Raw genomic sequence first — 25,783 nt, 5'->3', positions numbered from 1 at the left:
GGTGCCCGGCTTCACGAGCCGGCGGGGGCGGTCACCTCCGTCCCAGTGTCACCTGAAATCCCACACCCGGGAGGGCAGCTCTTTCCGCACGATCGGGATGACGTCGGCGGCGAAGAGTTCCAGGACATCCCGCGCCTCCCCGGAGGTCAGCCCGTCGACCGAGACAGCCTGGACCTCGTGCCCGAAGGACGCGTGGTAGTCGCCGATCTTGTCGATCACCTGTTCCGGGCTCCCGACCAGCGCGGAACCGTTGGCGACCTTGTCCTCCAGTGTGGTGAACTCCGACTTGTTGTGCTGGTACGCGGGTGTCTTCATCAGCGCCTCGAAGTACGGCCGGTAGCCGTCCAGCGCCGCCTGCGACGTCTTGGCGACATACAGTCCGCCCGCGCCCGAGCCGACGAGCGCGTCCGCCGGGTCGTGGCCGTGGTCCACCCATCGCCGCCGGTAGTGGTCGATCAGGTCGGCGTACTTCTGCTGGGGATGGAAGCCGTTCGCGGTGAACAGCGGATCACCGAACTTCGCCGCCAGCTCGGTCGATTCGGTGCTCGACGCGCTCCCGTGCCAGATCCTCGGCCGCGGGTGGAACGGCCGAGGCTGCGTCGTGACGTCCGTCAGCGGCGCGCGGAATTCACCCTCCCAGGTCACGCCCTCCTCCAGGAAGAGGCGACGCAGCAGGGCGAACTTCTCGGCCTGGTACTCCCATTGCCGTTCCTCTTCGAGCCCGAACAGCGGGAAATGCCGGGGATCGTTGCCCTTCCCGATCATGAGTTCCAGCCGCCCGCCGGAAAGCTGGTCCAGCGTCGCGTAGTCCTCGGCGACCCGGACCGGGTCCAGCACGCTGATCACGGTCAGCGTGGTCAGCAGCCGGACGCGTTCGGTGCGTTCGGCGATCGCGGCCAGGATCACCGGCGGCGCCGAAGAGAGAAACGGCTCGCCGTGCCGTTCGCCGACACCGTACGCGTCGAATCCGAGTTCTTCGGCGAAAATCGCCTCGTCGACCACTCGGCGGAGACGTTCGTACTGGCTCGGCGACACCCCGGTCACCGGGTCGGGATGGTTCGCGATGAGTGAGAAGAGTCCGAATTTCACCGTGTCTCCAAGGGTTTCCGGCCGGGGATGGCGGCGAGCAGTTCCCTGGTGTATTCCGCGCTCGGCCGTTCCAGGACGTCTTGGGCGGGGCCGAGTTCGACCAGTTCGCCGCCCCGCAGCACGCCGACGTTGTCCGCGATCTGGCGGACCACGGCGAGGTCGTGCGAGATGAACAGGTAGGTCAGCCCGAGTTCGTCCTGGAGGTCGGCGAGCAGCCGCAGGATCTGCGCCTGCACCGAAACGTCCAGCGCGGACACGGGTTCGTCGGCGACGATCAGCTCCGGGCGCAGGGCCAACGCCCGCGCGATGGCCGCCCGTTGCCGCTGCCCGCCCGACAGTTCGGCGGGTTTGCGTTTCAGCACCGAGGACGGCAGCGCGACCTGATCGACCAGTTCCGCCGCCCGCGCCCGACGTTCCGCCTTGGTGCCGACACCGAAAGCCCGCAGTGGCTCGGAGATGACGTCCTCGATGCTGAACTTCGGGTTCAGCGACGCGTACGGGTTCTGGTACACCAGCTGGAACCGGCGCCGCAGCAGACGCAGTTCCTCACCGCGTAGGGATGTTATGTCCTGCCCGTCGAACTCGACGGCACCGTCGGTCGGGGTTTCCAGGCGCAGGATCATCCGTGCCGTCGTCGATTTGCCCGAGCCGGATTCGCCGACCAGCGCGAGCGTCCGCCCGCGGGCGATGTCGAACGAAACACCGTCGACGGCCCGGACCGCGCCGAAGGTCTTGCCAAGGTCGCGGACCGAAACCAGGACGTCGGACGACGGCTGCTTCGGCTCCCGCGAGGGAGCGCCGGACAGGCTGGGCGCGGCGGCGAGCAGGTCACGGGTGTACTTCTGCGCCGGGGCCGAAAGGATCTCCCCGGTCGTGCCTTCCTCGACCACCTTTCCCCGCGACAGCACGATGATCCTTGACGCCCGATCGGAGGCGACCCCGAGATCGTGGGTGATCAGCAGGATGGCGGTGCCCGCTTCCGCGGCGAGTTCTTCGAGGTGGTCGAGGATCTGCCGCTGCACGGTGACGTCGAGCGCGCTGGTCGGCTCGTCGGCGATGATGAGTTTCGGCCGTCCGGCCAGCGCGGCGGCGATCAGCGCTCGCTGGCGGAGTCCACCGGAAAGCTCGTGCGGATACTGCCGCGCACGTGCCTCCGGATCGCTGATCCCGGCCTTGCGCAACAGTTTCACCGCCTCGGCGCCCGCGCCGCGCCTGTCCGCCAGACCGTGGATGAGCAGGACTTCGGCGACCTGATCACCGATCCGGTGCACCGGGTTGAGCGAGACCGTCGGATCCTGGGGGACCAGGGCGATCTCGCGGCCGCGCACGGATCGCCAAGCGCGGTCGGAGAGCTTCGTGAGGTCCCGGCCGTCGAAGGTGATCTCGCCGCGTTCGATCCGGCCGCCCCGCGGCAGCAGGCCGATCGCCGCGTGCGCCGTCGTGCTCTTGCCGGAACCGGACTCGCCGACCACCGCGACAATCTGTCCTTTGTGGACTTTCAGGTGCACGCCGTCGACAGCGGGTATGTCCCGATAGGAAACCGCGAGATCACGGATGGTCAGCAGTTCGCTCACCGCACGTCTCCTTCGATCGCTCTGGACAGCCGGTTCGCGGACAGCACCACGGCCGCCACGGTCAGCCCGGGGAAGGTCGTCATCCACCACGCGGTGGCCAGGAAGCCGCGCCCGCCCGCCACGAGCGAGCCCCACTCCGGTGTCGGCGGAGTGGCGCCGTAGCCGAGGAAGCTCAGCGCGGACACCTCCAGCACCGCCGTGCCGAGAGTGAGCGTCGCCAGCGCGAGGACCGGCCCCAGCGCGTTGGGCAGCACGTGCCGTCCGAGCACCCCGGTCCACCGCACACCGCCCGCGCGGGCCGCCTCGACGAACACGCCGCTGCGGACACGCAGCACTTCGGCGCGCATCAGCCTGGCGAACTGCGCGAGATTCGCGACGCCGACCGCGATCGCGATGTTGGTCGTGCCGAAGCCGAGCGCGGTGACCAGCGCGAGGGAAAGCAGGATGGACGGGATGGCCAGCAGGACGTCGACGCAGCGCATGATCGCCGAATCGAGGGCACCGCCCCGGAAGCCGGCGAGCAGGCCGAGCGCGGAACCGGTCACGAGCGCGACGAGGACGGCGAGCACGGTCGCCTGCAACGAAAGCGCGGCGCCGTGCACCACCCGCGCGAAGATGTCGCGTCCGGTCTCGTCGGTGCCGAAGAGGTGCGCGAGCGACGGGCCCCGCATCTTCTCGGCGGGGACGCCGGCGAGCGGGTCCTGTCCGGTGAACAGGTCCGGGACGAGCGCGGCGAGCAGGGCGAAGGCGAGGATCGCGACCGCGACCACCAGCCCTGGCCGCCGCCGGGTGCGGGTGAGAACGTCAGGCATCGGCCGTCTCCCGGTGTCGGATCCGCGGGTCCAGCAGCGGATAGACGAGGTCGACGGCGAGGTTGATGACGACGAACACCAGCGCCGCCAGCACGATCACCGCCTGTACCACCGGGATGTCCTGCGCGGTGACCGCCGAAGACGTCACGCGCCCGAGGCCGTCGCGGGAGAACACCGTCTCGGTGATCACCGAACCCGCGATCAGGTTTCCCGCGACCACCCCGGCGATGGTCAGCGTGGGGACCGCCGCGTTGCGCAGGAGATGTCCGAAGTGGACTCTCGACCGGCTCGCTCCCTTCGCCAACGCGATCTCGGCGTACGGCTCGGCCAGTTGGGTGCGGAGGCTCTTCGCCAGCACCTGCCCGATGATCGCGCCGGTCGGGATGGCGAGGGTGATCGCGGGCAGGATCAGCGACTCGAAGCCGTTCGACCCCAGCGCGGGCAGCAACCTGAACTGGAACGAGAAGAATTGGATGAGCAGCAGCCCAACCCAGAACGGCGGCAGTGAGATCCCCAGCGGCGGCAGCGCGAGCAAGGCGTTGCCCAGCCAGCGATGCCGGGTGCAGGTCCCGGCGATCGCGACGCCGCCGCCGAACAGGATCGCGAGCACCAGCGCGAATCCGGTGACCGCGAGCGTCGGTGGCAGCGCCGAGACCACCATGTTCGTCGCGTCGTCCCCGGTGGCGACCGAGCGGCCGAAGTCGCCTTGAAGCGCGGCGACCAGCCGTTTCCCGTACTGCACCGGCAACGAATCGTCGAGGCCGTACTCCGCCTTCGCCGCGGCCAGCTGCTCCGGCGTCAACGAAATCCCGGCCTCACCCCCGCCGAGCTTCGCGCTGACCGCGTCACCCGGCAGGAGGTAGAGGATCACGAAGGACAGGGTGAACGCGGCCCACAGGACGAAGACGGCCTGGAGGACCCGCCGGAGCAGATACCGCGTCACGAGCCGGAGACCCAGGCGTCGAACAGCTGCAACCGGGACGACGCCTCGAAGCCGACGCCGTGCGCGTTCGGCCCGTGCGCCAGCACCTGGGTCAGCTCGAACACCGGTGCCGAGTACCCGTTTTCGATGATCGCGCGCTGTGCCTGCTCGGCCGCGGGCCTCCGCTTCGCCGGGTCCACAGTGGACGACTGCGCGTCCAGCGGTCCGTCCACCGGGTTTACGGCGGAGAGCTTGCTGCGGTTGTTCGCCTTGGTGGAGAACAGGTTCCGCAGGATGTCGGGATCCGCGCGCGTGGTGTTGTACCAGAGGTACTCGTAGTCGCCGCTCTGGGTGACCTGCACGGTGTCGGCGATGGTGCGCTGCTCGATCCGGAGATCGAAACCGATCTTGCGCAGCTGCTGCTGTACGAGTTCGAGGACGCTCTTGTTCTGGTTGAACACCAGGGAGAAGACGACCTTCGCGGTCAGTCGCTGGCCGTTCTTGACGCGGATCCCATCGGGACCGGGCGTCCAGCCCGCGCTTTGCAGCAGCGCCGTCGCCCCGGCCGGATCGTAGGCGAGGAGCGGGGAAAGGTCGGTGTAGAACGGCGTCGCCGAGCCGAGGACGCTGGTGGCGGGCTTGTAGTTCGGGGTCAGCACGGTGTTCGTGACCTCGGGCCGGTCGATGCCTTTGACCACCGCCTGGCGGACCTTCTCGTCGGTGAGCACGCCCTTGGTGACGTTGGCGTGCAGGTTGAACACGATGCCGGGGTTCGGGCGGACGGGTTCGGTGAAACCGTTGCCGGTGAACTGCGGCTCGTCGACGGGCTGGACATCGGTGATGGCGTCGAGCTGCCCGGAAGCGAGACTGCCGGTGCGGACGCCGGGCTCCGGCACGATCTTGTACGCGATCTTGTCGAGGTACGCCTCGCCCTGGTGCTTGAACAGCGACGAGCCCCAATTGTAGCCCTTGCGCTTGGCGAGGACGATTTCCTGGTTCTGCTTCAGGCTTTCGAAGACGAACGGGCCCGAACCGATCAGGCCGTCACCCTGGCACCGCTGGTCCGCCGTCTTCCGGTACGCGGCAGGCGCGAGGACACCGAGCGACATCGTCGAGCTGGCTTGCAGGAACTGGGCGCTGGGAACGGAGAACTCGACCTTCACCGTCTTCGGATCGATGACCGTCGTCGCTTTGTAGACGGCCAGATAGCCGGAACCGAGCTGGGCTTTCGCGCCGAGCGCCTTGATCCCGTCGAAGCTCGTCTTGACCGCGGCGGCGTCGACGGGGCTGCCGTCGGAGAAGGTCGCGCCGCCGCGCAAGTGAAAGGTGAACGCGGTCGAATCCGCGTTGCTCTCCCATTTCTCGGCCAGCCACGGCTTGATCTCACCGGTGAACGGGTCCTGATCGGTCAGCGAGTCGACCAGTTGACGGCCGACGTTGAGCGAGGCGTTGGTGCCGACCTGTTGCGGGTCGACGCAGTCGGGGCCCGACGAGATCCCGAGGCGCAGGGTGCCCCCGGGTTTGGGCGGTCCGGCGTCGGCGTCCGTCGTGCCGCCCGCGGAGGAACAGGCGGTGAGCACGAGGACGGACAAGGCCAGAAGGGATGTGGCGGCGGTACGGGGCACCGGGTGGCCTCCAGCGGGGAACGGACGCGCTTTTGCTTACGCTGACCCGATTCACGCTAATCACGACCTTGAGGCCCGCCCACATACTGAGCCCGGCTCCCACCCAACGAAACCCCGCACGATTCCGCTTGACAGCCCTGGATGCGCGTGAAGGCCCCCTTCCCTCGGCTGGTCACTCAAAACCATGGCCGAGGGAAGGGGGCCTTCACGCGGGATCAGGTCAGCAGCGGTTGAGCATGTCCGACAGCGCGGTCTTCTCGGCCGACTTGACGGTGAGCTTGTACTTGGCCTTCACCGTGGTCCACATCTTCGCGTAGGTGCACCAGTAGCCGACGGTCGGCGGCTTCCAGGCGTCCGGCGACTTGTCACCCTTCTCCTGGTTGACGTTGTCGGTGACGGCGATCAGCTGCGGCACGCTGAGGTCGTTCGCGAAAGCCTGCCGCTGCGAGGTGGTCCACGAAGACGCCCCGGTGCGCCACGCGGCGGCCAGCGGGACGACGTGGTCGATGTCCACATCGGACGCCGCGGTCCAGGTGGCGCCGTCGTACGGGCTGAACCAGCTGCCGGAGACGGCGGCGCAACTGCTGTCCTGCCGCACGTTCGTGCCGTCCCGCTTCAGCACGACCTCGCGTGTGTTGCAGCTGTTGCCCTGGTCGGACCAGTGCGGGAACTTGTCGCGGCTGTACCCGGTCGACGAACCGTCCGGCTGGACGGTCAGCGAGGCGAGCTGCGACTTGGCGGTCGCGGTCGACGGAATGCCCGGGGGTGTCGCTTCGGCGACGCCGACGACGCCCGCCGAGACGATCGCCGAGACGGCGAGAACAGTGAATGAGCGACGAACGGCAAGCGCAGTTGGCATATTGCTGCCTCCGTGTCAGGTGTGGGGACCAAGTCACCTTGCGACACGGATATGAGTCAGGCAACACCATCGGGTGACGCCGTGGGAGGCCATTCGTGAACAGAGGGTGTCACGAGCAGGCGGGATCCGGGGGTACGTCCGCCGAAAAGATCCGGAAAGTCCAGCGGATGGTTCTGGGCCGAACGGGTTACACCAGCCCCCGGACCAGTCGGAGGTCCTCGGTGTGCCGGTACCAGGTCCACCGGCTCATCGCGCGCGGATGAACGACGCCGTCGCTGCTCGGCCGGGTCGGGATGCAGCCGAGCTGGAACGCCCGCGCGTACTGCGTCGAAGGCCGCTTGAACAGCGTCCCCTTGGTCACCCGGACCATCAGTCCCGGCCCGCTCGCGTCCGGTTCGACCTCGATCGAGCGCGCGGGCCCGCGCAGGACGGTGTGCTCGTCGCAGTAGGCCACCCCGCGCACCATGCCGACCACGCCGCGGCCGACGAGCACGCCGCCGGTGTCGTCGCGGATCAGCGGCACCGGGTCCACCTCGCCACGCAGCGCGAGCGCGAGCGCACGCAGCGGCTGGGTCGGCAGGCTCCAGATACGGGCGACGTCGGAGTCCGGCGAAGACGGCACGAACCCGAGCGACACGCCGGTGAGCTGTTCTTTTCGCAACAGTCGAAGCGCGACGGCCGCCAGATCCGCGTCGGTGCCCGCGACCACCAGATGATCGTGTTCCCCCAGCAAGGGGTCGATATCCGCCTTGCCGGGACGGCTCGGGACGCGCACCATTTCGACGTCGTCGATCTCCGGGAGAGTGGGCTCGCCCTCCGGACAGACCACCACTATTCCGCGCACCCGAAGGCCCTCCGTTACGCTCATGCACCGGCATTTACCAGCGCCAAACCACCAGTCGCCGAACACCTGGAGTGTCACATGCCGGCCATCGTGCTGATCGGGGCCCAATGGGGGGACGAGGGCAAGGGCAAGGCCACCGACCTGCTCGGCGACCGCGTCCAGTGGATCGTGCGTTACCAAGGCGGTAACAACGCGGGCCACACCGTAGTCCTTCCCGACGGGCAGAACTTCGCCCTCCACCTGATCCCGTCCGGGATCCTCACGCCGGGCGTCACCAACGTCATCGGCAACGGCGTCGTGATCGACCCGGGCGTGCTGCTCGAAGAGCTCGCCGGGCTGGAGGAACGCGACGTCGACACCAGCAAATTGCTGATCTCCGCCGACGCGCATTTGATCATGCCGTACCACGTGGAGATCGATAAGGTCACCGAGCGTTACCTCGGCAGCCGCAAGATCGGCACCACCGGCCGCGGCATCGGCCCCTGCTACCAGGACAAGATCGCCCGCGTCGGCGTCCGCGTGCAGGACCTGCTCGACGAGAAGATCTTCCGGCAGAAGGTCGAGTCGGCACTGGAGTTCAAGAACCAGGTGCTGGTCAAGGTCTACAACCGCAAGGCCCTCGACGCCGACCAGGTCGCCGACGAGGTGCTGGCCGCGGGCGAGAAGTTCGCGCACCGCATCGCCGACACCCGCCTCCAGCTCAACCAGGCCCTCGAACGCGGCGAGACCGTGCTGCTTGAAGGCTCGCAGGGCACCCTGCTCGACGTCGACCACGGCACCTATCCGTTCGTGACGTCGTCGAACCCGACGTCCGGCGGCGCGAGCGCGGGTTCGGGTATCGGCCCCGGCAAGATCACCACCGTGCTGGGCATCCTCAAGGCCTACACGACCCGCGTCGGCTCCGGTCCGTTCCCGACCGAGCTGGACGACGAGTCCGGCGAGTACCTGCGCAAACAGGGCGGCGAGTTCGGCGTCACCACCGGCCGCTCGCGGCGCACCGGCTGGTTCGACGCGGTCATCGCGCGCTACGCGGTGCGGGTCAACGGCATCACCGACTACTTCCTCACCAAACTGGACGTGCTGTCCGGGCTGGAGAAGGTGCCGGTGTGCGTCGGCTACGAGGTCGACGGCTTCCGCACCTACGACATGCCGATGACGCAGACCGACGTGCACCACGCGCTGCCGATCTACGAAGAGCTGCCGGGCTGGTTCGAGGACATCTCCGGCTGCCGCACCTTCCAGGAGCTTCCGGCGAACGCGCGGGCGTACGTCGAGCGGCTCGAGGAGCTTTCGGGCGCCCGGATCTCGGCGATCGGTGTCGGCCCGGGACGGGAACAGACGATCGTGCGACACGAGTTCGTCTGACGGGTCCCGGGTGTCGCGAAAGCCACTTTCAGGACATCAGATGTCCCGAAAGTGGCTTTCGCGACGCGGCACCCGCGGGAAACCGCGCGCGTGATCCCAGTCCGTGAACGGTGAAATATCCTTTCGGCACCGTGGTTGGCGTTGGACATGACCATCGGAGTGGCACTCCCGTCCGGGGACACCGCGAACACCGTCAACATCGTCGACGAACTCATCACGCAGACCGGTCAGGCCGCCGAAGCGGGACTGACGTCGGCCTGGTTCTCCCAGCAGATGGAGCACGACGCCATCACCGTCGCCGCCCTCGCGGGCCGCGCCGTACCGGGGATCACCGTCGGGACCGGCGTCGTCCCGATCTACCCGCGGCATCCGCTGCTGATCACCGGTCTCGCGCAGACGGCGCAGGCCGCCACCGGGGGCCGGTTCGTCCTCGGCCTCGGAACCGGCGCGAAGAACTGGCTCGAACCGGCGTACGGCATCGAATACCCGCCGCCGGTCAAGCACCTGCGCGAGCACCTGACGATCCTCCGGCAGGTGTTCGACGGCGGCGAAATCGACTTCGATGGCGAGACGGTCAGCGCGCACGCCAAGGGTTTCGCGGCCTCGGTGAAGGTCGCCGGATCCTCGGACATCCCGCTGATCGTCGCCGCGATGGGACGGCAGGCACTGCGCGTCACCGGTGAACTCGCCGACGGCACGATCCCGTTCCTCGCCGGGCCGACGGCGCTGTCGAACCTGATCGTCCCGGAGATCTCCAAGGCCGCCACCGGTCGCCCGGCGCTGCGGATCATCGCGATGGTGCCGGTGGTCGTGACCGACGAGCCGGACGCCGTCCGCGCCCTCGTCGACCGGCAGTACGCGTTCTTCCGCGACATCCCCTCCTACCGCGCGATCTTCGACGCCCAGGGCGTGGATTCCGCCGGGGAGCTGGTGATCGCCGGGGACGAAGAGACCGTCGCCGCCGAAATCCGCCGGTACTTCGACGCGGGGGCGACCGAGGTCGTGGCGACCCAGAGCGGCATCCGGAACTCCGAAGAGCGGCTCCGCACCTGGCGCGTCTTGGGAGATCTCGTGAAGCGCTAGCCAGTCCGGGGACCCGTGGCCTTGCTCACAGCGTTCGGATTGTGCATACTCGTGCGCATAGCGAACATAGCTGGAGGTTCCCATGTCCCCTGCCACGGCCCGTTCGTGGGTGGTACCGCTCGCCTGGGCGGCGGTGCTGCTCGACGGATTCGACCTGGTCGTCCTGGGCACGGTGCTGCCCGCGCTGCTCCGTGACCACGTCTGGGGGCTGACACCCGGCACCGCGTCGGTGATCTCGACGTTCGGCCTGATCGGCATGATGATCGGCGCGATGGCGATCGGCACGATCACCGACGTCATCGGCCGCCGGAAGGCGCTGATCATCGCGGTCGCCGCCTTCTCGGTGTGCACCGCGTTGTGCGCGATCGCGCCCTCGGCGTTCTTCTTCGGGTTGTTCCGTTTCCTCGCCGGGCTCGGCCTTGGCGGCTGTCTCCCGACCGCGATCGCGCTGGTCACCGAGTACGCCCGCAAGGGAAAGGGTGGCAGCGCGACCACCACGGTGATGACCGGCTACCACGTCGGCGCGGTGCTCACGGCGCTGTTGGGCATCTGGCTGATCCAGCCGCTCGGCTGGCGCGCGATGTTCGTCGCGGGCGCGCTGCCCGCGCTCGTCCTGATCCCGTTGATGATCAAGTACCTGCCCGAATCCGAGTCCTTCGAGCGGGTGCGGGAGACACAGGACAAGTCGGCGGCGGACGTCGTCGGCGGGCTGTTCCGCGGCGGCCTCCTGCGTGCCACCATCGCGTTCTGGGTGACGTCGTTCATGGGACTGCTGCTGGTCTACGGGCTCAACACCTGGCTGCCGGAGATCATGCGCCAGGCCGGGTATCCGCTCGGCGCGGCGCTCGGACTGCTGCTCACGCTGAACCTCGGCGGTGTCGTCGGCCTGCTCGTCGCGGGCCGGGTGGCGGACAAGGTCGGCGTGCGGCCGGCGGTGATCTTCTGGTTCCTCGGGGCGGCGGTGTTCCTGGCCCTGCTGAGCGTGAAACTGCCCGCGGCCGGGCTGTACGTGGCCGTGTTCCTCACCGGCGGATTCGTCTTCAGCGCGCAGGTCCTCGTGTACGCCTACATCGGCAAGACGTACCCGGATTGGCAACGCGCCACCGGAATCGGTTGGGCGGCGGGGATCGGCCGGGTCGGCGCGATCTGCGGCCCGATCCTCGGCGGCGCGCTGCTGACCGCCGGGATCGCGTACCCGTGGGGCTTCTACGCCTTCGCCGCGGTCGGTGCGCTGGGCGCGGCCGCCGTGACCGGAGTCCGTGTCGGCCGCGCCCGGGAGGCCGCCGCTACCCCAGCTCCTTGAGTTCCTTTTCCACGGCGGCGAGTTCCTCTTCCGAACCCTGCACCTTCGGGCCGGTGAACCACTTGCGGGCCGATACGAACCACCACACCGCCGCACCACCGAGTACGACGAGGAAGGCGATCGGCGTGTAGTTGAAACTGTCGATGGTGATCGGCGAGCCCTGCGGGAGCATGAACAGCACGAAGATGAAGCACACCCACACCGTCGCGACGATGCCGATCGGCTTGGCCCACTTGCCGAGGGTCCACGGTCCGGGCTCGAAGTCGTCGCCCTTGCGTACCCGCAGGAACACCGGGATCACGTAAGCGACATAGAGCCCGACGGTGGCGATCGAGGTCACCGCCGCGTAGGCGGTCACGCTCCACAGGTACGGCAGAGCGAGCAGGAGCGCGCCACCCGCGGCCAGCCACACCGCGTTGGTCGGCGTCTGGGTGCGCTTGTTGATGCGGTGCCAGAACTTCGACCCCGGGATCGCGCCGTCACGGGCGAACGCGTAGATCATCCGCGAGTTCGCCGTCACCGAAGCCATGCCGCAGAACAGCTGCGCGCCGATGCAGATCAGCAGCAGGAACTTGCCGGTCGTCGCGCCGGTCGCGTCGATGAAGATCTGCGCGGGCGGCACCCCGGTCTCGGAGCCGGCGGCACCCTCGTAGTCCTGGATGGCGAAGGTGAGGCCGATCAGCAGGACCCACCCGGCGACCAGGGACACCAGGATGGAGTTGATGATCCCGCGCGGCCCGGCCTTCGCCGCGTTCTTGGTCTCCTCGGTCATATGGGCCGAGGCGTCGTATCCGGTGAGTGTGTACTGCGCGAGCAGCAGGCCCAGTAAGAAGACGTAGACCGGTGAAGCCCAGCCGGTGTTGTTCACGAACTCGCTGAAGACGAAGGACGCGTCCTGATGCTTCTCGGGCACGATGATCAGCACCCCGACGATGACCAGCACACCCGCGAGATGCCACCACACGCTGACGGTGTTCAGCAGCGCCACGATCTTCACGCCGAAGGTGTTCAGCAAGCCGTGGACCACCAGGATGATCGCCAGCAGCAGGATCGTGTGGCCCGGCGTCGCCTCGAAGCCGAATTGCAGGTCGAGGAAGGCGTTGAGGAACAGGGCCGCGCCGAAGTCGATGCCCGCGGTGACCGCGATCTGCCCGATGAGGTTGAACCAGCCGGTGAACCACGCCCAGGCCGCGCCGTTGCGCGGGGCGAGCTTCGCCGCCCAGTAGTAGAGCCCGCCCGCGGTCGGATAACTGGAGCAGACCTCGGCCATGCCCAGCCCGACGAGGATGACGAACAGGCCCACCAGCGGCCAGCCCCAGATCATCGCGGCGGGACCGCCGGTCTTCATGCCGAACCCGTAGAGGGTCAGGCAGCCGGAGAGGATCGAGATGATCGTGAAGGAGACGGCGAAGTTGGAGAAGGTCGACATCGTGCGCCGGAGTTCCTGCGCGTAACCGAGTTGGTGGAGCCGGGCACTGTCTTCGTCGGCGGGTTCGGCGGCCTGCTTGGCCGAGACATCCATCGGGCACCCACTTAAAAGGTATGCGGACAGACCATTGAGATCCGCCGAAATTAGGCCCGCCGACCTGCGCATGTCAAGGTTCCGTCAAGAACTACCCGATGTTATGAACGGACCTTTCATAACAAAATCTGTTATGAAAGGTCCGTTCATAACACGCGCGAAGCGAGACTCAGCGCCCCCGGAACGCCTTCACGGCCTCCAGCGCGGTGTCCGGGTGGTCGGCGAAGTACCCGTCGACACCCGCTTTGAGGAACGCCTCCTGCTCGGCGAACGCGTTGCCCCACTCGGCGAGGTTCGCCGACGAGCGCAGGTTCTGCGGGAGGAAGTTGTTCTCGTTGCGGAACGTGTACGGCCCGACCTTCAGCCCGGCCTTGTGCGCGTCGGCGACCAGCTTCGTCGGCTGCCCCAGCGCACCGTTCACCACCGGGATGACCTGTGCCTTCTCCGGACCCAGGTAGTCCGCGTACTTCGAGATCTCCTTCAGGCCCACCGGCGTGACGAGGTCGGCGTACGTCCGCGGGTCGCCCTTCGCGACGAAGTCGGCCGGAGCGCCGGTCGCCGAGGTCAGCTGCAACAGCGGCACCCGCACCTGCCGCGAAAGCGCGATCAGGTTCGACACCTCGAACGACTGGATGATCACCGGCGCCTTTGGGTGGTTGAGCCCGTTGCGCTTGAGCACCTCGACCAGCTTCGGCTCGGTCGGGTTCTTGATCGAGGAGAAGTAGGTCGAGTGCTTGATCTCCGGGTAGGTCCCCAGCTCACGGCGCAGTTCGCGGCCCAGCCGGCGCGTCAGGTCGAGCACCTCCTGGTAGGTGGCGATCGGGTAGCGGCCGTCGTAGAGCCTGTTGTTCGGCCGCAGCTGCGGGATCCGCTCGGTCGCGCGCAGGGTCTTCAGCTCGGCGAGCGTGAAGTCCTCGGTGAACCACCCGGTGAACGACGCGCCGTCGATGACCTTGGTCGTCTTCCGGTTCGCGAACTCGGGGTGCTTCGCGACGTCGGTGGTCCCGCCGATCTCGTTCTCGTGCCGGGCGACCAGCTGGCCGTCCTTCGTGGGCACCAGGTCGACGTCGACCCAGTCGACGCCCTGACGGTAGGCGAGCTCATACGACGCGAGCGTGTGCTCCGGGCGGTAGCCGGGGGCACCGCGGTGTCCGACGATCACCGGCCCATCGTGACCCCTGGCCTGTGCCGACACCTCTTGGGCACCCGTCTCGGCGGCGCCGGCCAGTCCTGTGACACTGAGGACGGCGAGACCGGACAGGGCGAGCACGCCCAGGCGCTTTCGCATGGTGGGTAACCTCTTTCGACTCGAACGCGGGTACCGCGCCACCCTTGACGCAGGAGGCGTCCGGCCGGCGAAGACGGACCGGCTGGGTGCTGACCGCCGGGTGAACGCCGGATGGAACCACCCGCACGAGGACGGCGACGTCTTCGTGGCTGTGGTGATCGTGCCCCGCGACCGCGATCGCGTCGCGGGGACAAGTTGTGTTTTCGCAGGTCAGAAGCTATGGTGCCGCATCGCCACGATAGCGGGGCCTCCGGCCGGGGCGGGTTTCACGTGGCTCCGCCGACAGGGCGTCTCCGGCCCGGTTACCCTGTGCGTCGTGCGCGTACTGGTAATCGGGTCCGGCGCCCGTGAGCATGCACTTGTCCTCGCGGTCGCGGAAGACCCTTCCGTCACCGCGCTGGCCTGTGCCCCGGGCAACGCCGGCACCTCCTCGGTGGCCGAGCAGCTCGGCGTCGACGCGGCCGACCCCGAATCGGTCTCCGCCCTGGCCAAGCAGTGGCAGGCGGACCTGGTGGTGGTCGGTCCCGAGGTCCCGCTGGTGGCAGGTGTCGCCGACGCGGTCCGCAAGGTGGGCATCGCCTGCTTCGGCCCATCCGCGTCCGCGGCCCGGATCGAGGGTTCGAAGGCGTTCGCGAAGGACGTCATGGCGGCCGCGAAGGTGCCGACGGCGCACTGCGAGGTGGTCGACAACCCGGCCCGCCTCGACGCCGCGCTCGGCCGCTTCGGCCCCACCTGGGTGGTCAAGGACGACGGCCTCGCCGCGGGCAAGGGCGTCGTGGTCACCACGGACGTCGACGTCGCGCGCAAGCACGCCCTGATGCTGCTCGACGGCGGCCACCCGGTGCTCCTGGAGTCCTTTTTGGACGGACCGGAGGCCTCTCTCTTCTGCTTCGTCGACGGCCGCACGGTCGTCCCGATGCTGCCCGCGCAGGACTTCAAGCGGGTCGGCGACGGCGACGCGGGCCCGAACACCGGCGGCATGGGTGCGTACGCGCCGCTGCCGTGGGCACCGAAAAACCTGGTCGACGACGTCGTCGCCCGCATCGTCCAGCCCGTTGTCGACGAACTCGACAACCGCGGCGCCACCTTCTCCGGCCTGCTCTACGCAGGTCTCGCGCTGACCTCCGAAGGCCCGCAGGTCATCGAGTTCAACTGCCGCTTCGGTGACCCGGAGACCCAGGTCGTCCTGGCGCTGCTGCGCAGCCCGCTGGGCCAGGTCCTGCACGCGACGGCGACCGGCAAGCTCGCCGACCTGCCGCCGCTGGACTGGGATTCGGGCGCGGCGGTCACCGTCGTGCTCGCCGCGGACGGCTACCCCGGCAAGCCGAGGACCGGTGACGTCATCACCGGTGGCGAGATCGAAGGCGTGCTCCACGCCGGGACCCGCCGCCGTGACGACGGCGCCGTGGTCTCCTCCGGCGGCCGCGTGCTGTCGGTCGTCGGCACCGGCAAGAACCTGAAGGCCGCCCGCAAGGACGCCTACGCGACGGTCGAGAAGGTCCATCTGGCCGGCTCGCACCACCGCACCGACATCGCCCTGCTCGCCGCCAAGGGAGAGATCGCCACCCCTGTCCCGTGAATCCGGACGGAACCGTCCCGGTGCCCAGTGCGTCAAACCCGGTATTTCCTGCAAACTCAGGCAACCGATACATCGGCGTTGGTAGCCTCGGCAGGGCGAACGGTCACCGTGCGTACTTCTAAGGGGTGGGGAATGTCAGCATCGAGCAAGGTCGGGGACCTCGCGTCGGCGGTCCCGTTTCCGCCGTCGGTGGCCGATATCCGGGTCGATCCGTCGAAGCTGCTCGAAGTGGCGAAGATCGTCGAGCAGCAGGTCGACGCGCTGCAGGACAAGCTCCTGACGCGGCTCGACCAGCTGCGGATCGACACTCCGGCCAACGACACCGTGAGCGTGCACGCGACCAGCGTCTGGAACGAGCTGGTGGCCGACGGCGACACGTCGTATGCCGCGCAGGTCAAGGCGTACATCGCCGGGCTGCGGGGACTGGTCGGGCAACTCCGCACGGCGGCCAAGGAGTACAAGACCAGCGACGCCGACAAGGCGGCCGCGTTCGGGGACCGTGGTGTACACCGGGCGTAGGCCGCGTGTGCTGGTATCCGGCGGAGTGCTCACCCTCGCGCTGGCCGGATGTGCCACGGACACGGGCGGACAGGCGTTTCCCGACGAACCGGCGCTGGCTTCGGCCACGCAGGGCGCCAAGGCGTCCGCGCTGCCTGCCAGGCCCGCCGAACTGAGTCTTCAGGGTGTCGATCCGTGTGCCCTGGTCACCACTCCGCAGCTCGACCAGCTCAAGATCAACAGCAAACCGCGCGCGGCCGCGGAACCGATCGACGGCCCGACCTGTGTCCTGGACGCGGACGCCGTGGAGCCCTTCCACACCTTCCACGTCCGCACGATCACCGCGGACGTGGACGAGTGGCTCACCGGTAAGCGCCGCAAGAACAGCATGACGACCGAACCGAAAGCGGTCGGCGGGTTTCCCGCCGTCACCAACTACCGCGACGCCGGGACGCCGAGTGATTGCGAAACGCTCGTCGGTGTCGCACGAGGGCAGACACTGGCGGTGCGGGCCATCACCGTCACCGCCGGCGCGTTCACCAGGCCGCAGCTGTGCGAGATGTCCGCGCAGACGGCCGATCTGGCTTTGCAGACCTTGAAAGCACGCAATTAGGGAGGGCGCCGTGAACGTTTCCGACCTCGCGGGCAGGCTCCGCGATCTTCGGTTCGAGGGCTACACCGACACCGGGATCGCGACCGAAATCGAACGCTTCCGCAGCGGCGACGGCACCGGCAGCATCGGCACCGCCGTCGACGCGCTGAAGTCCGTCGCGTCCGCGCTCGCCGACACCGACAAGACGCTGCGTGACGAGCTGGGCAGGCTCGGCGTGGAATGGCAGAGCGAGGCGGGTGGCGCCGCCGGCGAGGTGTTCACCGAGCAGGCGGGCTTCTCCCAGGACGCGAACTCGAAGGTCTCGCACTCCGCGGAGATGATCTTCGCGCAGGGTGAGGCCTTCAACCGGACGCTGCACAAGCTCCCCGACCCGGAAGTGGTCAGGAAAGGCGCGGGCGGGTTGACCCTCGGCGACGTCGTGCTGAGCCTCATCGGGTTCGAGACCGACCACGCCAAGAGCGTCGGCGCCGCGAACAACGCGCGGGCGCAGGCGCAGGAGGCGTTGAACGACTACGCCAAGACGAGCGGCGAGAACCTGCTGACGACCGACACGCTCGCCGACCCGCAGGCGATGAACCTGACCCAGAACACGACCGCGGCCGGTACAGGCGGCGGTTCCGGCACGCTCGACCTCGCGGGCACGGCCACCGACCTGACCCCGGACGGCAGCGTGCGCCCCGCGTCGGCCGCCGTCGAGTCGAAGTACGTGCCGCCGGTCGTGCAGCCCGTCAGCAACCCGAAGTCGCCGTCCTACGACGCGCCCACTCCCGCTTACGGTGTCGCCCTCGGCGGTGGCGCTCCGGCCCGGAAGACCAGCTCCTCGGCGCCTCACGGCGGTGCCACGGTTCCCGCGGCTTCCGCCCAGACCACGCCGTCCGGCACCTCGCGGCCGGTGCCCGCACCAGGCAGCGGCTGGGTGACGCCGAACCGGCCCGCTCCGCGGCCCGAACAGGGCAGGCCGTCGTACCCGATCACCGGCTCGCCCGGCTCCCCGCCGTTCGTCCCGCCGGGTGCGCCGAACCTGCCGCCGGGCTCCGCGAACGTCCCGCCCGGCCAGTCCACCGGGAGCCTGCCGCCGAGCAACAGCACCACGTCGGCGCAGCCGGTCGGCAAGTCGTTCGGCACCGGCCCGGGTGTCGACGGCGCTCTGGGCAAGGGCCCCGGCTCCAGCTCGGGCCCCGGCGTCTTCAGTGGCGTCGGCGGTGGACAGGCTGGAGGCGACCAAGCTCTCGGCAAGGGGCGCACGGTCGGCACCGGGCCGCAGGCGCCGCTGGCCGCCGGAAACGAGTCCGGCCGCGGCTTCCCGGCCGTCCCGAAGATCACCGGCCCGGCCGCCGGCGATCTTGGAGCCGGTGCCGCCGCACTCGGCGCCGGTGTCGCGGGCGGTGCGCTGAGCGGTGACAAGGAACGTGACCGCCGTCCCCGTCAGGAAGGCGGTGGCGTGAAGCCGACCCGTCAGCTGCCGATCGGCGAACTTCCCGAAGAGGAGGTCATGCGGCGCTCGGAGAAGATCGGCGCGAAGCAGCCGAAGGCCGAGTCGAAGTTCATGGAGCGCGCGGCCACCCAGGACGTCGAAGAGGACGCGGAGCACATCCGCCGCTACGGCGTCGACGACAAGGATTTGTTCACCGACGAGCGCATGGTGTCGCCCGACGTCATCGGTGACCACGGCAATTCCGAAACGCGCTGAACCTGTGCCGAACGACAACGGCAGCCTGGTGCTGTCCGCACTCGAGTTCGAAATGCTGTGGGAAGCCGAACGGCTGCCCCGCCGCCATGCCGCACTCGATGTGCCGAGCCCCGGAACGACCCATACGGAGCGGGCGGCACTGATCGAAGAGGCCTGGGAGTCCCTGCGCGAGCGAGGCCTCGCGCGGGGGCATCAGGCGTCGGGCGAGCTGGTCGACATGCTGAACCTGTTCGCGCATCCCCGGGTCGCGATCGACGTCTGGGTGTGGACCGACCGCGAGATCAAGGGCCAGGCCGTCAGCGTCGGCAACCAGGCGTTGCTCGGCGTCATCGACTCAGGCCAGCTGTGGCTGATCCCCGCCCGCGAAAGCTCCCTCGCCGAGGCCGCCGTCTCGGTCGCGGGCGATCTCGGCCCCGGCGTCGGCCAGTCGATCAGCATCCCGCACGACCTCCTCCGCGACGCCGACGCCGCCGCCCGCGGCGACGCGAAAGCGATGGTCACCGCGCTGGAAGACCTGGACGTTCCCCTTTGGCAGGCCCAGGAAGTGGCGGGCATGCTGCTCGGCCAGGAGGCCCGCGGCCAGTTCGGCGTCGAACGCGCGGGCCGCGACGGCCGCCCTCGCCGCGCGGACAGCGTGGTCGCCTTCTACGACACGGACGCGGGGCGGTACCTGTTCCAGGTGGCGCGGAACCGGGACGGGCGGGACTGGGCGACCATCACCCCGGCGGACAACCAGCTGCTGGCGACGCGGATCCGGGAAGTCTCCGACTTCTGAGGCACGCCCGGCTTGATGAGGTTCGCCCCGATTCGGCCTTTTCGCGAAGTCGACATCGGCGGGGTGGAAGTCGGCGTGGAAGCGCACACGGCCCGCTGTCGAGGTCTTACAGTATGCGCGGGAACCGTCCTGATCGTCGGAGCGTCTGATCGGACGGACACAAGTTTTCCGTGTTGCGCTGAAGGGGATGACGAACCGTGCCTGTGTACGACCCGGAGTCGATGGGGATCGCCGCCGGTCAGGTGGAGAAGCTCAAGGACGAGTTCGAGAAGTCCAAGAAGCAGGTCACCGGCGTCGACGACGAGAAGGAAAGCCCGTTCGGCACGATGGGCGGTTCGGGTGACGTCCACGGCGCCGTCGGCTCGTTCAAGGACGGCGTGCACAACGAGTTCGATTCCGCGGGGAAGCTGATGGAGGCGACCGCCTTCGTGCTGCGCAAGGCCGCCGGGCTGATCCAGGAGACCGAAGCCGTGCACGTCGACAATCTCAAGCTGCACGAGCACGGCAAGCAGTGAGCACGCGTAAGACGGCCCTGGGGGGCCTGATTCCTTGGGGGCGTTATGGGCGATATTGATTTCCCGCCGAACTGGCCGCAGGTCACCGAGAAAGCGAAGCAGGTCGAAGGCATCAAGCCGGAAGCCATTCAGAAGGCCGCGGATCAATTCCACGCGGCCGCGACACAGGCCGGTGACCACAGCGCTTCGCTGAAATCATCGACCGACGCGTTGAACGGTGGCGTCTGGAAAGGGCCCGCGGCTGACGCCTTTTTCGACTACGTGAAGCAGATCACCTCTGCCGGGGATCGCGTCAAAGGACATCTGGAAGAGATCAGCAAGGACCTGGGCGAACTCCAGGTCCAGCTGAGCGATATCAAGGGCAAGATCGAGGACGCCAACAAGACGGCGCACGACACGATCCAGAAGTGCATCGACACGGAGACCCCGAAGGTCGCGGCCGCTCGTCAGCAGGCCGCTGACGCCGCGAATCCGGACAAAAAGGTGCAGCCGCCGAATCCGAGCGCCGACCAGATCATCACGGCGGCCAACGCCGCCAACCTGAAGACGGCGAGCGGAGCCGTCGAATCCATCGGCGGACTGCTGACCCAGGCGGATGGACTGATCAAAAAGTCCCAAGACTTGATGAAGAAGGACGTGGAGGGCGGCGGTTACTCCAAGGTCCCGATGCCCGGCAAGGACGGCTCCGTCCCCAAGCGCACCGGCGGTCTCCACACCGGCGGTGGTGGCGGCGGTGGAGGAGGCGGCGGTGGCGGTGGGGGCGGCGGCCTCGGGCCGAGTGGTGGTCCGCCGTCGACGACGCCGCCGGGCAACGTCCAGCAGTGGATCCAGGAAGCCATCAAGATCCTGCAAGCGGCCGGTATCCCGGTGACCGAGGCGGACATCAACAAGATCTGGACGATCATCGAGAAGGAGTCCGGCGGGAATCCCAACGCCATCAACAACTGGGATTCCAACGCGGCGAAGGGCACCCCGTCCAAGGGGCTGATGCAGTGCATCGACCCGACCTTCAACGCGCACAAGCTTCCTGGGCACGACGACATCTACAACCCGATCGACAACATCATCGCGGGCGTGCGGTACACGTTCTCGCGGTACGGCGGGTTCGAGGGGCACCCTGGCCTGAAGTCCATGGCCGGTGGTGGCGGGTACCAGGGCTACTAGCGCCGAAGTTCGTGAAGGCCTCCTTGAGGGACCTGGTCCCTCAAGGATGTCTTCACGAACCTGGAACATGCTCGGCCGAAGAAGTAGCCTCGCGGCGTCCGTCAGTAATCCTTCAGCACCAACGCGTTCGAAGCGTCGGTCAACGGCCGCATCGCCGCCTTCATCACCCGCGAGCGGAACGGCAGACAAGGCAGCACCCGCATCGACTGGATCTGCTTCCACTGCGCGAACCGGGTCTGCTTCCGCTGATTCAGCGAAGCCAGCTTCTGGTTCTGAAGCACGAAAGACCGGATTTCCCCTTCGTAAGAGGAAAAAGCCGCGCGGTGATCCTGATGGACGGCGAGCGAACCGGCCAGCACGTAAGCCCCGACGAGCGCCAAGCTGGTGCCCTGTCCCGAAAGTGGTGAAGGGCCGTATCCGGCGTCTCCGACGAGCGCGACCCGGCCATCGGTGAACCGGTCCATCCGAATCTGGGTCATCGAGTCGAAGTACAGCTCGCTCGTCTCCATTTCCCGGATTAGCCGCGGCACTTCCCAGCCCTGGCCGAGGAATCGGTCGGCGATGACTTTCCGTTGCTGCTCGAGGTCATGGCGGTCGAAATCGAGTTCCGGTGACTGGAAGCCGAGCATCGCCCTGGCCTCCGTGTTCTGCCGCGCGCTGTAGAGACCGGCCAGTTTCCCCGGCGTCAGGTGGAAGGTCTGCCAGCGGTCCAGGCCGAGGAAGTTCGGCACGGTGAACACCGCCAGGTAGGTGTCCAGGTGATGCGAAAACTGTTTCTCGGCCCCGAAAACCAGCGAGCGCACGGCCGAGTGCTGCCCGTCCGCGCCGATCACGAGGGCGAAGTCCCGTGCTTCGCCGTTGGCGAAGGTGACCCGGACACCGTCGGCCCGCTGCGTGATCCCGGTGATCCAGTCGCCGTAGACGTACTCGACGCCCTCCTGAGCCACCGACGCCAGCGTGTCCGTGAGGTCGTCCCGCAGGATTTCGACGTCTTCGCTCTCGGTGAGCCCTCCGGTCAGCGTGTGGTCGGTGACCTTCACCAGGGTCTTCCCGGCCCCGTTCACGAACGACATCCCTCGCATGTCCGTCCGGAGATCCCGAAGGCGCCCGAGTACCCCCATCCGCTCGACGACGCCGAGCGCCGTGCCGCGGATGTCGACGGCGTGCCCGCCGACGCGTGGTGTCGTCGCCCGCTCGACGACGGTCGGCGCGAACCCGTGCCGCCGCAGCCAGTAGGCCAGCGTCGTCCCGGCGATCCCCGCGCCCGAGACCAGCACCTTCTGCATGTGAACTCCCCTGTGTACGCTGTTTTGAAGCACTGCGTACAACGTATGACCGATCCACGGGAACCCCAGGAAAAGCGGCAGAAAATTCGAGGCGTACTAGTGCGGTCAGCCGTATCAGGCCGGAAACGACGGCAAAGCGCACTAGGGCAGGGAGTCGACCATGACCGATCCGCCCTATCTGCGGATCGCCGCCGAGATCCGCCGCCGGATCGTCGCCGGTGAGCTGCGCGAAGGGGACAAGGTCCCGTCGACGCGCCGGATCATCGCGGAATGGGGGGTCGCGATGGCGACCGCGACGAAGGTGCTCGCCACCCTCAAACGGGAGGGCCTGGTCGTCGCCAAACCCGGCGCCGGAACGGTCGTCGCGGGCCGCGCCCGGAAAGTCGCGCCGAGGACCGAGGCGGAGCTGTCACGCGAGCGGGTGGTGAAGGCCGCGATCCGGATCGCCGACGCCGAGGGCATCCGCGCGCTGTCCATGCGCCGCGTCGCGTCCGGTCTCGGCGTGGCGACGATGGCGCTTTATCGCCATGTCACCGCGAAAGAAGAGCTCATTCTCGAGATGGCGGACGTCGCGCTCGGCGAAATCCGCTTCCCGCCCGAACCGCCATCCGGCTGGCGGGCACAGCTGGAGCTGATGGCCAGAGCCCAGTGGGCCTTGTTCCGGCGGCACCCCTGGCTCGCGCAGGCGCTCTCGATCACTCGCCCGCAGCCGCTGCCGAACCTGCTGCGCCATGCCGACTGGGCCACCCGCGCCCTTGACGGCCACGGCCTCCCGGCGTCGACGATCATGTACGCGCACATCACGATCTTCAACCACGTCCGCGGTATCGCCCTCAACTTCGAGGCCGAGGCGGAGAACGAATCCGGCACGGCGGTCACGGCCGACGCCTGGCTCGCCGAGAACGAGCCGATCCTCTGGGACCTGGTCTCCGAAGGCCGTTTTCCGAACTTCGCCGGCGTCGTCTCGCGTGCCCCGTTCGACTACGACCTCGACACGCTCTTCGAATTCGGCCTTCAACGTCTCCTCGACGGCTACGCGGTTCTGCTGGCGAAGGCGAGTTAGCCTCACCCCATGTCCTTCCCTGGCCCCGCCGCACGTTCCGACGTCCCGCCGTTCCACGTCATGGACGTCCTTTCGGCCGCGCAGGCACGGCAGCGCAGCCACGGCGACCTGATCGCGCTGGTCGCCGGTCAGCCGTCCGCGCCGGCGCCCCAGCCGGTGCTCGAAGCGGCGCAACGGGCGCTGAAGGAGCAGTACCTCGGCTACACCGTGCAACTCGGCATCCCCGAACTGCGCGAAGCCGTGGCGGCCCACTACGAACGTACGTACTCCGTCGACGTGAGCCCGCAGGACGTCATCATGACGACCGGTTCATCCGGAGGCTTCCTGCTGTCCTTCCTCAGCGCCTTCGAAGCCGGCGACCGCGTCGCGATGGCACGACCGGGCTATCCGGCCTACCGCAACCTGTTGAAGGTGCTCGGCTGCGAGGTCGTCGAGTTCGCCACCGGACCCGAGACGAACTTTCAGCCGACCGTCGCACTGCTCGACGAACTGGGGCCGGTCAAGGGACTCATCGTGGCGAGCCCTGGCAATCCCACCGGCACCGTCCTGCCACCGGGTGAACTCGCCGCGATCAGCGGCTGGTGCGCGTCACGCGGCGTGCAGTTGATCAGCGACGAGATCTACCACGGGATCTCCTACGGCGCCGGACTCGACTGCGCCTGGCAGTACGGGAGCGAGGCACTCGTGCTCGGCTCGTTCTCCAAGTACTTCGCCATGACCGGCTGGCGGCTCGGCTGGATGCTCGCGCCCCAGCGGCTGCACCGCGCGATCGACGTCCTGACCGGTAACTTCACCATCTGCCCGCCCGCGGTCTCCCAGTACGCCGCGATCGCCGCGTTCACCCAGGAGTCGTACGCGGAGGCCGACAGCCACGTCGAGCGCTACCGCGCCAACCGCGACGCGCTCTTCGCCGGTCTCAACGGCATCGGCATCGACAAGCTCGCGCCGGCCGAAGGCGCCTTCTATGCCTACGCCGACGTCTCCGCGTACACGAACGACAGCCTTAGCTGGTGCCAGCGCCTCCTGGCCGACACCGGTGTCGCGATCGCGCCCGGTATCGACTTCGACCCGGTCGACGGCGGCAAGTTCGTGCGGTTCTCCTTCGCCGGTTCGCGTGAGGACATCGACGAGGGGGTCCGGCGGCTGGGCGACTGGCTGACAGCTCAGGGGGAACCCGGAATTCACCCTGAACGTTAGGCAGAACGAAGGCAATTACGAGCTCAGCCTGACAACCTGGACTCACCAGGCCCGCTCGGGCCCGGTGAGGCAATCGGAGGATGCCATGTTCTGGAAGATCGTCGGCGGGCTGATCCTGGCTTGGGTGGCCTTCATGGTGCTCGGGTCCGTGCTCGGCTTCCTCGTGAAGGCCGTCTTTTGGATCGCCGTCATCGGCGGTGCCGTCTTCCTCGGCACGGCCGCGTATGGCGCCATCAAGGGCAAGCGCGCCCCGAAGCAGCTTCGCTGAGGGCTAAGGCTTACGCGCCACCCCACCGAGTGACGTGAAGTTCACGGGCGAAAGCGGGGCGAAGCGCGGGCCGTCCGGCCACCAAAGATGCGGATAGGTCAGGCCGGGTTCGAGGAGGTCGAGTCCCTTGATGAGTGACTCGATCTCCTCGCGTGTGCGGTACAGGGTGTCGAGCCCAGTGCCGTTGAAACGTTTCTCGAGTGACGTCGCGACGTCGGCCGCTTCGGACCCGTCGGCCGGATTGTGCTGGTGCAGCAGCGCGACGAACGAGCCGGGGGCCAGCGCGTCGACATAGGTGCGGACGATTTCCCGCGCCTCGTCGAGGTCCTGGACGTGGTGGATGATCGCGCACAGGATCAGCCCGACGGGCCGGTCGAAGTCCAGCCGGTGGGTGCGCGCGAGTTCCTCGACGACCTCGGCCGGTTCGGTCAGGTCGGCACCCGCCATATGCGCGAAGTCGTTCGCCGCGAGCAGTGCGCGGCCGTGCGCCTGCACCACCGGATCATGGTCGACGTAGACGACCCGAGCCTCGGGGTTGTACCGCTGCGCGACCTGGTGGGTGTTGTCCACGGTCGGGAAGCCGGAGCCGAGGTCGAGGAACTGGTCGATGCGCTCCCGGTCGGTCAGGTAACGCACCGTCCGGACCAGCCAGTGCCGGACTTCCTTGGCCATGACCTGTGCTTCCGGCGCGAGGTCCAGGATCTGGCGCAGCACCACCCTGTCGGCCGCGTAGTTGTCCTGGCCGCCCATGAGCGCGTCGAAGACCCGCGCCATACTCGGCCGGTCGAAATCGACGGGCACGAACGGACGCCGGTCGTCTTGACCTGGCATGGGCACCTACCGTGGACA

At 68.2% G+C, this 25,783-nt stretch carries 24 protein-coding genes; 13 read left to right on the top strand and 11 right to left on the bottom strand.

Translation table 11 applies throughout. The annotated features are described in order from the left end of the window. Nucleotides 1–48: 48 nt before the first annotated feature. The 7 genes from BS329_RS06040 to BS329_RS06010 form a co-directional block, all read right to left on the bottom strand. The gene (locus BS329_RS06040) at nt 49–1,089 is read right to left on the bottom strand and encodes an LLM class flavin-dependent oxidoreductase (RefSeq protein ID WP_076156297.1); all 1,041 of its coding nucleotides are present in this window, start codon (nt 1,087–1,089) and stop codon (nt 49–51) included. After that, nucleotides 1,086–2,663 carry a dipeptide ABC transporter ATP-binding protein gene (locus BS329_RS06035; RefSeq protein ID WP_076156295.1) on the bottom strand — a complete coding sequence of 526 codons (1,578 nt, stop codon included), beginning with the start codon at nt 2,661–2,663 and terminating at the stop codon, nt 1,086–1,088. The genes BS329_RS06040 and BS329_RS06035 overlap by 4 nt, the downstream gene beginning before the upstream one ends. Next, nucleotides 2,660–3,475 carry an ABC transporter permease gene (locus BS329_RS06030; RefSeq protein ID WP_076156293.1) on the bottom strand — a complete coding sequence of 272 codons (816 nt, stop codon included), beginning with the start codon at nt 3,473–3,475 and terminating at the stop codon, nt 2,660–2,662. The genes BS329_RS06035 and BS329_RS06030 overlap by 4 nt, the downstream gene beginning before the upstream one ends. Continuing rightward, a complete protein-coding gene (locus tag BS329_RS06025) occupies nt 3,468–4,418 on the bottom strand; it encodes an ABC transporter permease (RefSeq protein WP_076156292.1) in 951 nt (316 codons plus the stop codon). Before BS329_RS06025 ends, BS329_RS06030 begins: the two co-directional genes overlap by 8 nt. Beyond that, the gene (locus BS329_RS06020; RefSeq protein ID WP_076156291.1) at nt 4,415–6,022 is read right to left on the bottom strand and encodes an ABC transporter substrate-binding protein; all 1,608 of its coding nucleotides are present in this window, start codon (nt 6,020–6,022) and stop codon (nt 4,415–4,417) included. The genes BS329_RS06025 and BS329_RS06020 overlap by 4 nt, the downstream gene beginning before the upstream one ends. Nucleotides 6,023–6,242: 220 nt before the next feature. After that, nucleotides 6,243–6,881 (bottom strand): HNH endonuclease family protein, encoded by a 639-nt coding sequence (locus BS329_RS06015; protein WP_076156290.1) that lies wholly within the window; start codon nt 6,879–6,881, stop codon nt 6,243–6,245. 187 nt (nt 6,882–7,068) lie between these two features. Then, the gene (locus BS329_RS06010) at nt 7,069–7,749 is read right to left on the bottom strand and encodes a hypothetical protein (protein WP_244197040.1); all 681 of its coding nucleotides are present in this window, start codon (nt 7,747–7,749) and stop codon (nt 7,069–7,071) included. A gap of 54 nt (nt 7,750–7,803) precedes the next feature. On the opposite strand from BS329_RS06010, the gene BS329_RS06005 reads away from it, so the two are divergent. From BS329_RS06005 to BS329_RS05995, 3 genes are all read left to right on the top strand, one after another. Continuing rightward, entirely contained in the window at nt 7,804–9,090 is a 1,287-nt protein-coding gene (locus tag BS329_RS06005; protein WP_076156288.1) for an adenylosuccinate synthase, read from the top strand. A 147-nt stretch (nt 9,091–9,237) separates the two neighbouring features. Further along, nucleotides 9,238–10,173: a TIGR03564 family F420-dependent LLM class oxidoreductase gene (locus BS329_RS06000; RefSeq protein ID WP_076156286.1), complete on the top strand. Its 936-nt coding sequence runs from the start codon at nt 9,238–9,240 to the stop codon at nt 10,171–10,173. Between the two features lie 82 nt (nt 10,174–10,255). Further along, nucleotides 10,256–11,476, top strand: a complete 1,221-nt coding sequence (locus tag BS329_RS05995; RefSeq protein ID WP_076156285.1) for an MFS transporter — start codon at nt 10,256–10,258, stop codon at nt 11,474–11,476. On the opposite strand, the gene BS329_RS05990 is transcribed toward BS329_RS05995, so the two are convergent. Together BS329_RS05990 and BS329_RS05985 are read right to left on the bottom strand one after the other, a co-directional pair. Beyond that, a complete protein-coding gene (locus BS329_RS05990) occupies nt 11,460–12,998 on the bottom strand; it encodes an amino acid permease (RefSeq protein ID WP_076156283.1) in 1,539 nt (512 codons plus the stop codon). The two genes, BS329_RS05995 and BS329_RS05990, sit on opposite strands and share 17 nt — an antisense overlap. Before the next feature lie 169 nt (nt 12,999–13,167). Beyond that, nucleotides 13,168–14,286 (bottom strand): glycerophosphodiester phosphodiesterase, encoded by a 1,119-nt coding sequence (locus BS329_RS05985; RefSeq protein WP_076156282.1) that lies wholly within the window; start codon nt 14,284–14,286, stop codon nt 13,168–13,170. A gap of 316 nt (nt 14,287–14,602) precedes the next feature. On the opposite strand from BS329_RS05985, the gene purD reads away from it, so the two are divergent. From purD to BS329_RS05950, 7 genes are all read left to right on the top strand, one after another. Then, complete coding sequence (purD, locus tag BS329_RS05980) at nt 14,603–15,865, top strand: phosphoribosylamine--glycine ligase (protein ID WP_076156927.1); 1,263 nt, start codon at nt 14,603–14,605, stop codon at nt 15,863–15,865. 132 nt (nt 15,866–15,997) lie between these two features. Further along, on the top strand, nt 15,998–16,384 hold the full coding sequence (locus tag BS329_RS05975; protein WP_076156280.1) for a hypothetical protein: 387 nt from the start codon (nt 15,998–16,000) through the stop codon (nt 16,382–16,384). A gap of 7 nt (nt 16,385–16,391) precedes the next feature. After that, nucleotides 16,392–16,976: a DUF3558 domain-containing protein gene (locus tag BS329_RS05970; RefSeq protein ID WP_076156279.1), complete on the top strand. Its 585-nt coding sequence runs from the start codon at nt 16,392–16,394 to the stop codon at nt 16,974–16,976. 10 nt (nt 16,977–16,986) lie between these two features. Continuing rightward, nucleotides 16,987–18,666, top strand: a complete 1,680-nt coding sequence (locus BS329_RS05965) for a PPE domain-containing protein (protein WP_076156277.1) — start codon at nt 16,987–16,989, stop codon at nt 18,664–18,666. A gap of 4 nt (nt 18,667–18,670) precedes the next feature. Beyond that, the gene (locus BS329_RS05960) at nt 18,671–19,441 is read left to right on the top strand and encodes an ESX secretion-associated protein EspG (RefSeq protein WP_076156276.1); all 771 of its coding nucleotides are present in this window, start codon (nt 18,671–18,673) and stop codon (nt 19,439–19,441) included. Between the two features lie 197 nt (nt 19,442–19,638). Next, nucleotides 19,639–19,956 (top strand): hypothetical protein, encoded by a 318-nt coding sequence (locus tag BS329_RS05955; protein ID WP_076156274.1) that lies wholly within the window; start codon nt 19,639–19,641, stop codon nt 19,954–19,956. Between the two features lie 45 nt (nt 19,957–20,001). Further along, complete coding sequence (locus BS329_RS05950; RefSeq protein ID WP_076156273.1) at nt 20,002–21,120, top strand: transglycosylase SLT domain-containing protein; 1,119 nt, start codon at nt 20,002–20,004, stop codon at nt 21,118–21,120. A gap of 101 nt (nt 21,121–21,221) precedes the next feature. Here the strand turns inward: BS329_RS05950 and BS329_RS05945 are convergent, their stop codons facing one another. Continuing rightward, entirely contained in the window at nt 21,222–22,406 is a 1,185-nt protein-coding gene (locus tag BS329_RS05945; protein ID WP_076156271.1) for an FAD-dependent monooxygenase, read from the bottom strand. Between the two features lie 160 nt (nt 22,407–22,566). Between BS329_RS05945 and BS329_RS05940 the strand changes: the two genes are divergently transcribed. The 3 genes from BS329_RS05940 to BS329_RS05930 all read left to right on the top strand — a co-directional run bounded on the left by BS329_RS05940 (nt 22,567) and on the right by BS329_RS05930 (nt 24,934). Then, complete coding sequence (locus tag BS329_RS05940) at nt 22,567–23,469, top strand: TetR/AcrR family transcriptional regulator C-terminal domain-containing protein (protein ID WP_076156270.1); 903 nt, start codon at nt 22,567–22,569, stop codon at nt 23,467–23,469. 9 nt (nt 23,470–23,478) lie between these two features. Then, on the top strand, nt 23,479–24,666 hold the full coding sequence (locus tag BS329_RS05935; RefSeq protein ID WP_076156268.1) for a pyridoxal phosphate-dependent aminotransferase: 1,188 nt from the start codon (nt 23,479–23,481) through the stop codon (nt 24,664–24,666). An 85-nt stretch (nt 24,667–24,751) separates the two neighbouring features. Then, a complete protein-coding gene (locus BS329_RS05930; protein WP_076156266.1) occupies nt 24,752–24,934 on the top strand; it encodes a hypothetical protein in 183 nt (60 codons plus the stop codon). A gap of 3 nt (nt 24,935–24,937) precedes the next feature. Here BS329_RS05930 and BS329_RS05925 read toward each other — a convergent pair whose 3' ends face one another. After that, a complete protein-coding gene (locus BS329_RS05925; protein WP_076156264.1) occupies nt 24,938–25,765 on the bottom strand; it encodes an SAM-dependent methyltransferase in 828 nt (275 codons plus the stop codon). Nucleotides 25,766–25,783: the final 18 nt, after the last annotated feature.

It is taken from the genome of Amycolatopsis coloradensis, from assembly GCF_001953865.1.
GTDB lineage: Bacteria > Actinomycetota > Actinomycetes > Mycobacteriales > Pseudonocardiaceae > Amycolatopsis > Amycolatopsis coloradensis.
Note: the sequence above shows the minus strand (reverse complement) of the source record. Positions and strands in the feature narration are given on the sequence as shown.

Coding starts and splice junctions, on each gene's coding strand:
- BS329_RS05975 (WP_076156280.1), top strand. CDS start 15,998: ATGTCAGCATCGAGCAAGGTCGGGGACCTCGCGTCGGCGGTCCCGTTT.
- BS329_RS06005 (WP_076156288.1), top strand. CDS start 7,804: ATGCCGGCCATCGTGCTGATCGGGGCCCAATGGGGGGACGAGGGCAAG.
- BS329_RS05985 (WP_076156282.1), bottom strand. CDS start 14,286: ATGCGAAAGCGCCTGGGCGTGCTCGCCCTGTCCGGTCTCGCCGTCCTC.
- BS329_RS05990 (WP_076156283.1), bottom strand. CDS start 12,998: ATGGATGTCTCGGCCAAGCAGGCCGCCGAACCCGCCGACGAAGACAGT.
- BS329_RS06015 (WP_076156290.1), bottom strand. CDS start 6,881: ATGCCAACTGCGCTTGCCGTTCGTCGCTCATTCACTGTTCTCGCCGTC.
- BS329_RS05925 (WP_076156264.1), bottom strand. CDS start 25,765: ATGCCAGGTCAAGACGACCGGCGTCCGTTCGTGCCCGTCGATTTCGAC.
- BS329_RS06010 (WP_244197040.1), bottom strand. CDS start 7,749: ATGAGCGTAACGGAGGGCCTTCGGGTGCGCGGAATAGTGGTGGTCTGT.
- BS329_RS05950 (WP_076156273.1), top strand. CDS start 20,002: ATGGGCGATATTGATTTCCCGCCGAACTGGCCGCAGGTCACCGAGAAA.
- BS329_RS06030 (WP_076156293.1), bottom strand. CDS start 3,475: ATGCCTGACGTTCTCACCCGCACCCGGCGGCGGCCAGGGCTGGTGGTC.
- BS329_RS05945 (WP_076156271.1), bottom strand. CDS start 22,406: ATGCAGAAGGTGCTGGTCTCGGGCGCGGGGATCGCCGGGACGACGCTG.
- BS329_RS05995 (WP_076156285.1), top strand. CDS start 10,256: ATGTCCCCTGCCACGGCCCGTTCGTGGGTGGTACCGCTCGCCTGGGCG.
- BS329_RS06000 (WP_076156286.1), top strand. CDS start 9,238: ATGACCATCGGAGTGGCACTCCCGTCCGGGGACACCGCGAACACCGTC.
- BS329_RS05940 (WP_076156270.1), top strand. CDS start 22,567: ATGACCGATCCGCCCTATCTGCGGATCGCCGCCGAGATCCGCCGCCGG.
- BS329_RS05930 (WP_076156266.1), top strand. CDS start 24,752: ATGTTCTGGAAGATCGTCGGCGGGCTGATCCTGGCTTGGGTGGCCTTC.
- BS329_RS05935 (WP_076156268.1), top strand. CDS start 23,479: ATGTCCTTCCCTGGCCCCGCCGCACGTTCCGACGTCCCGCCGTTCCAC.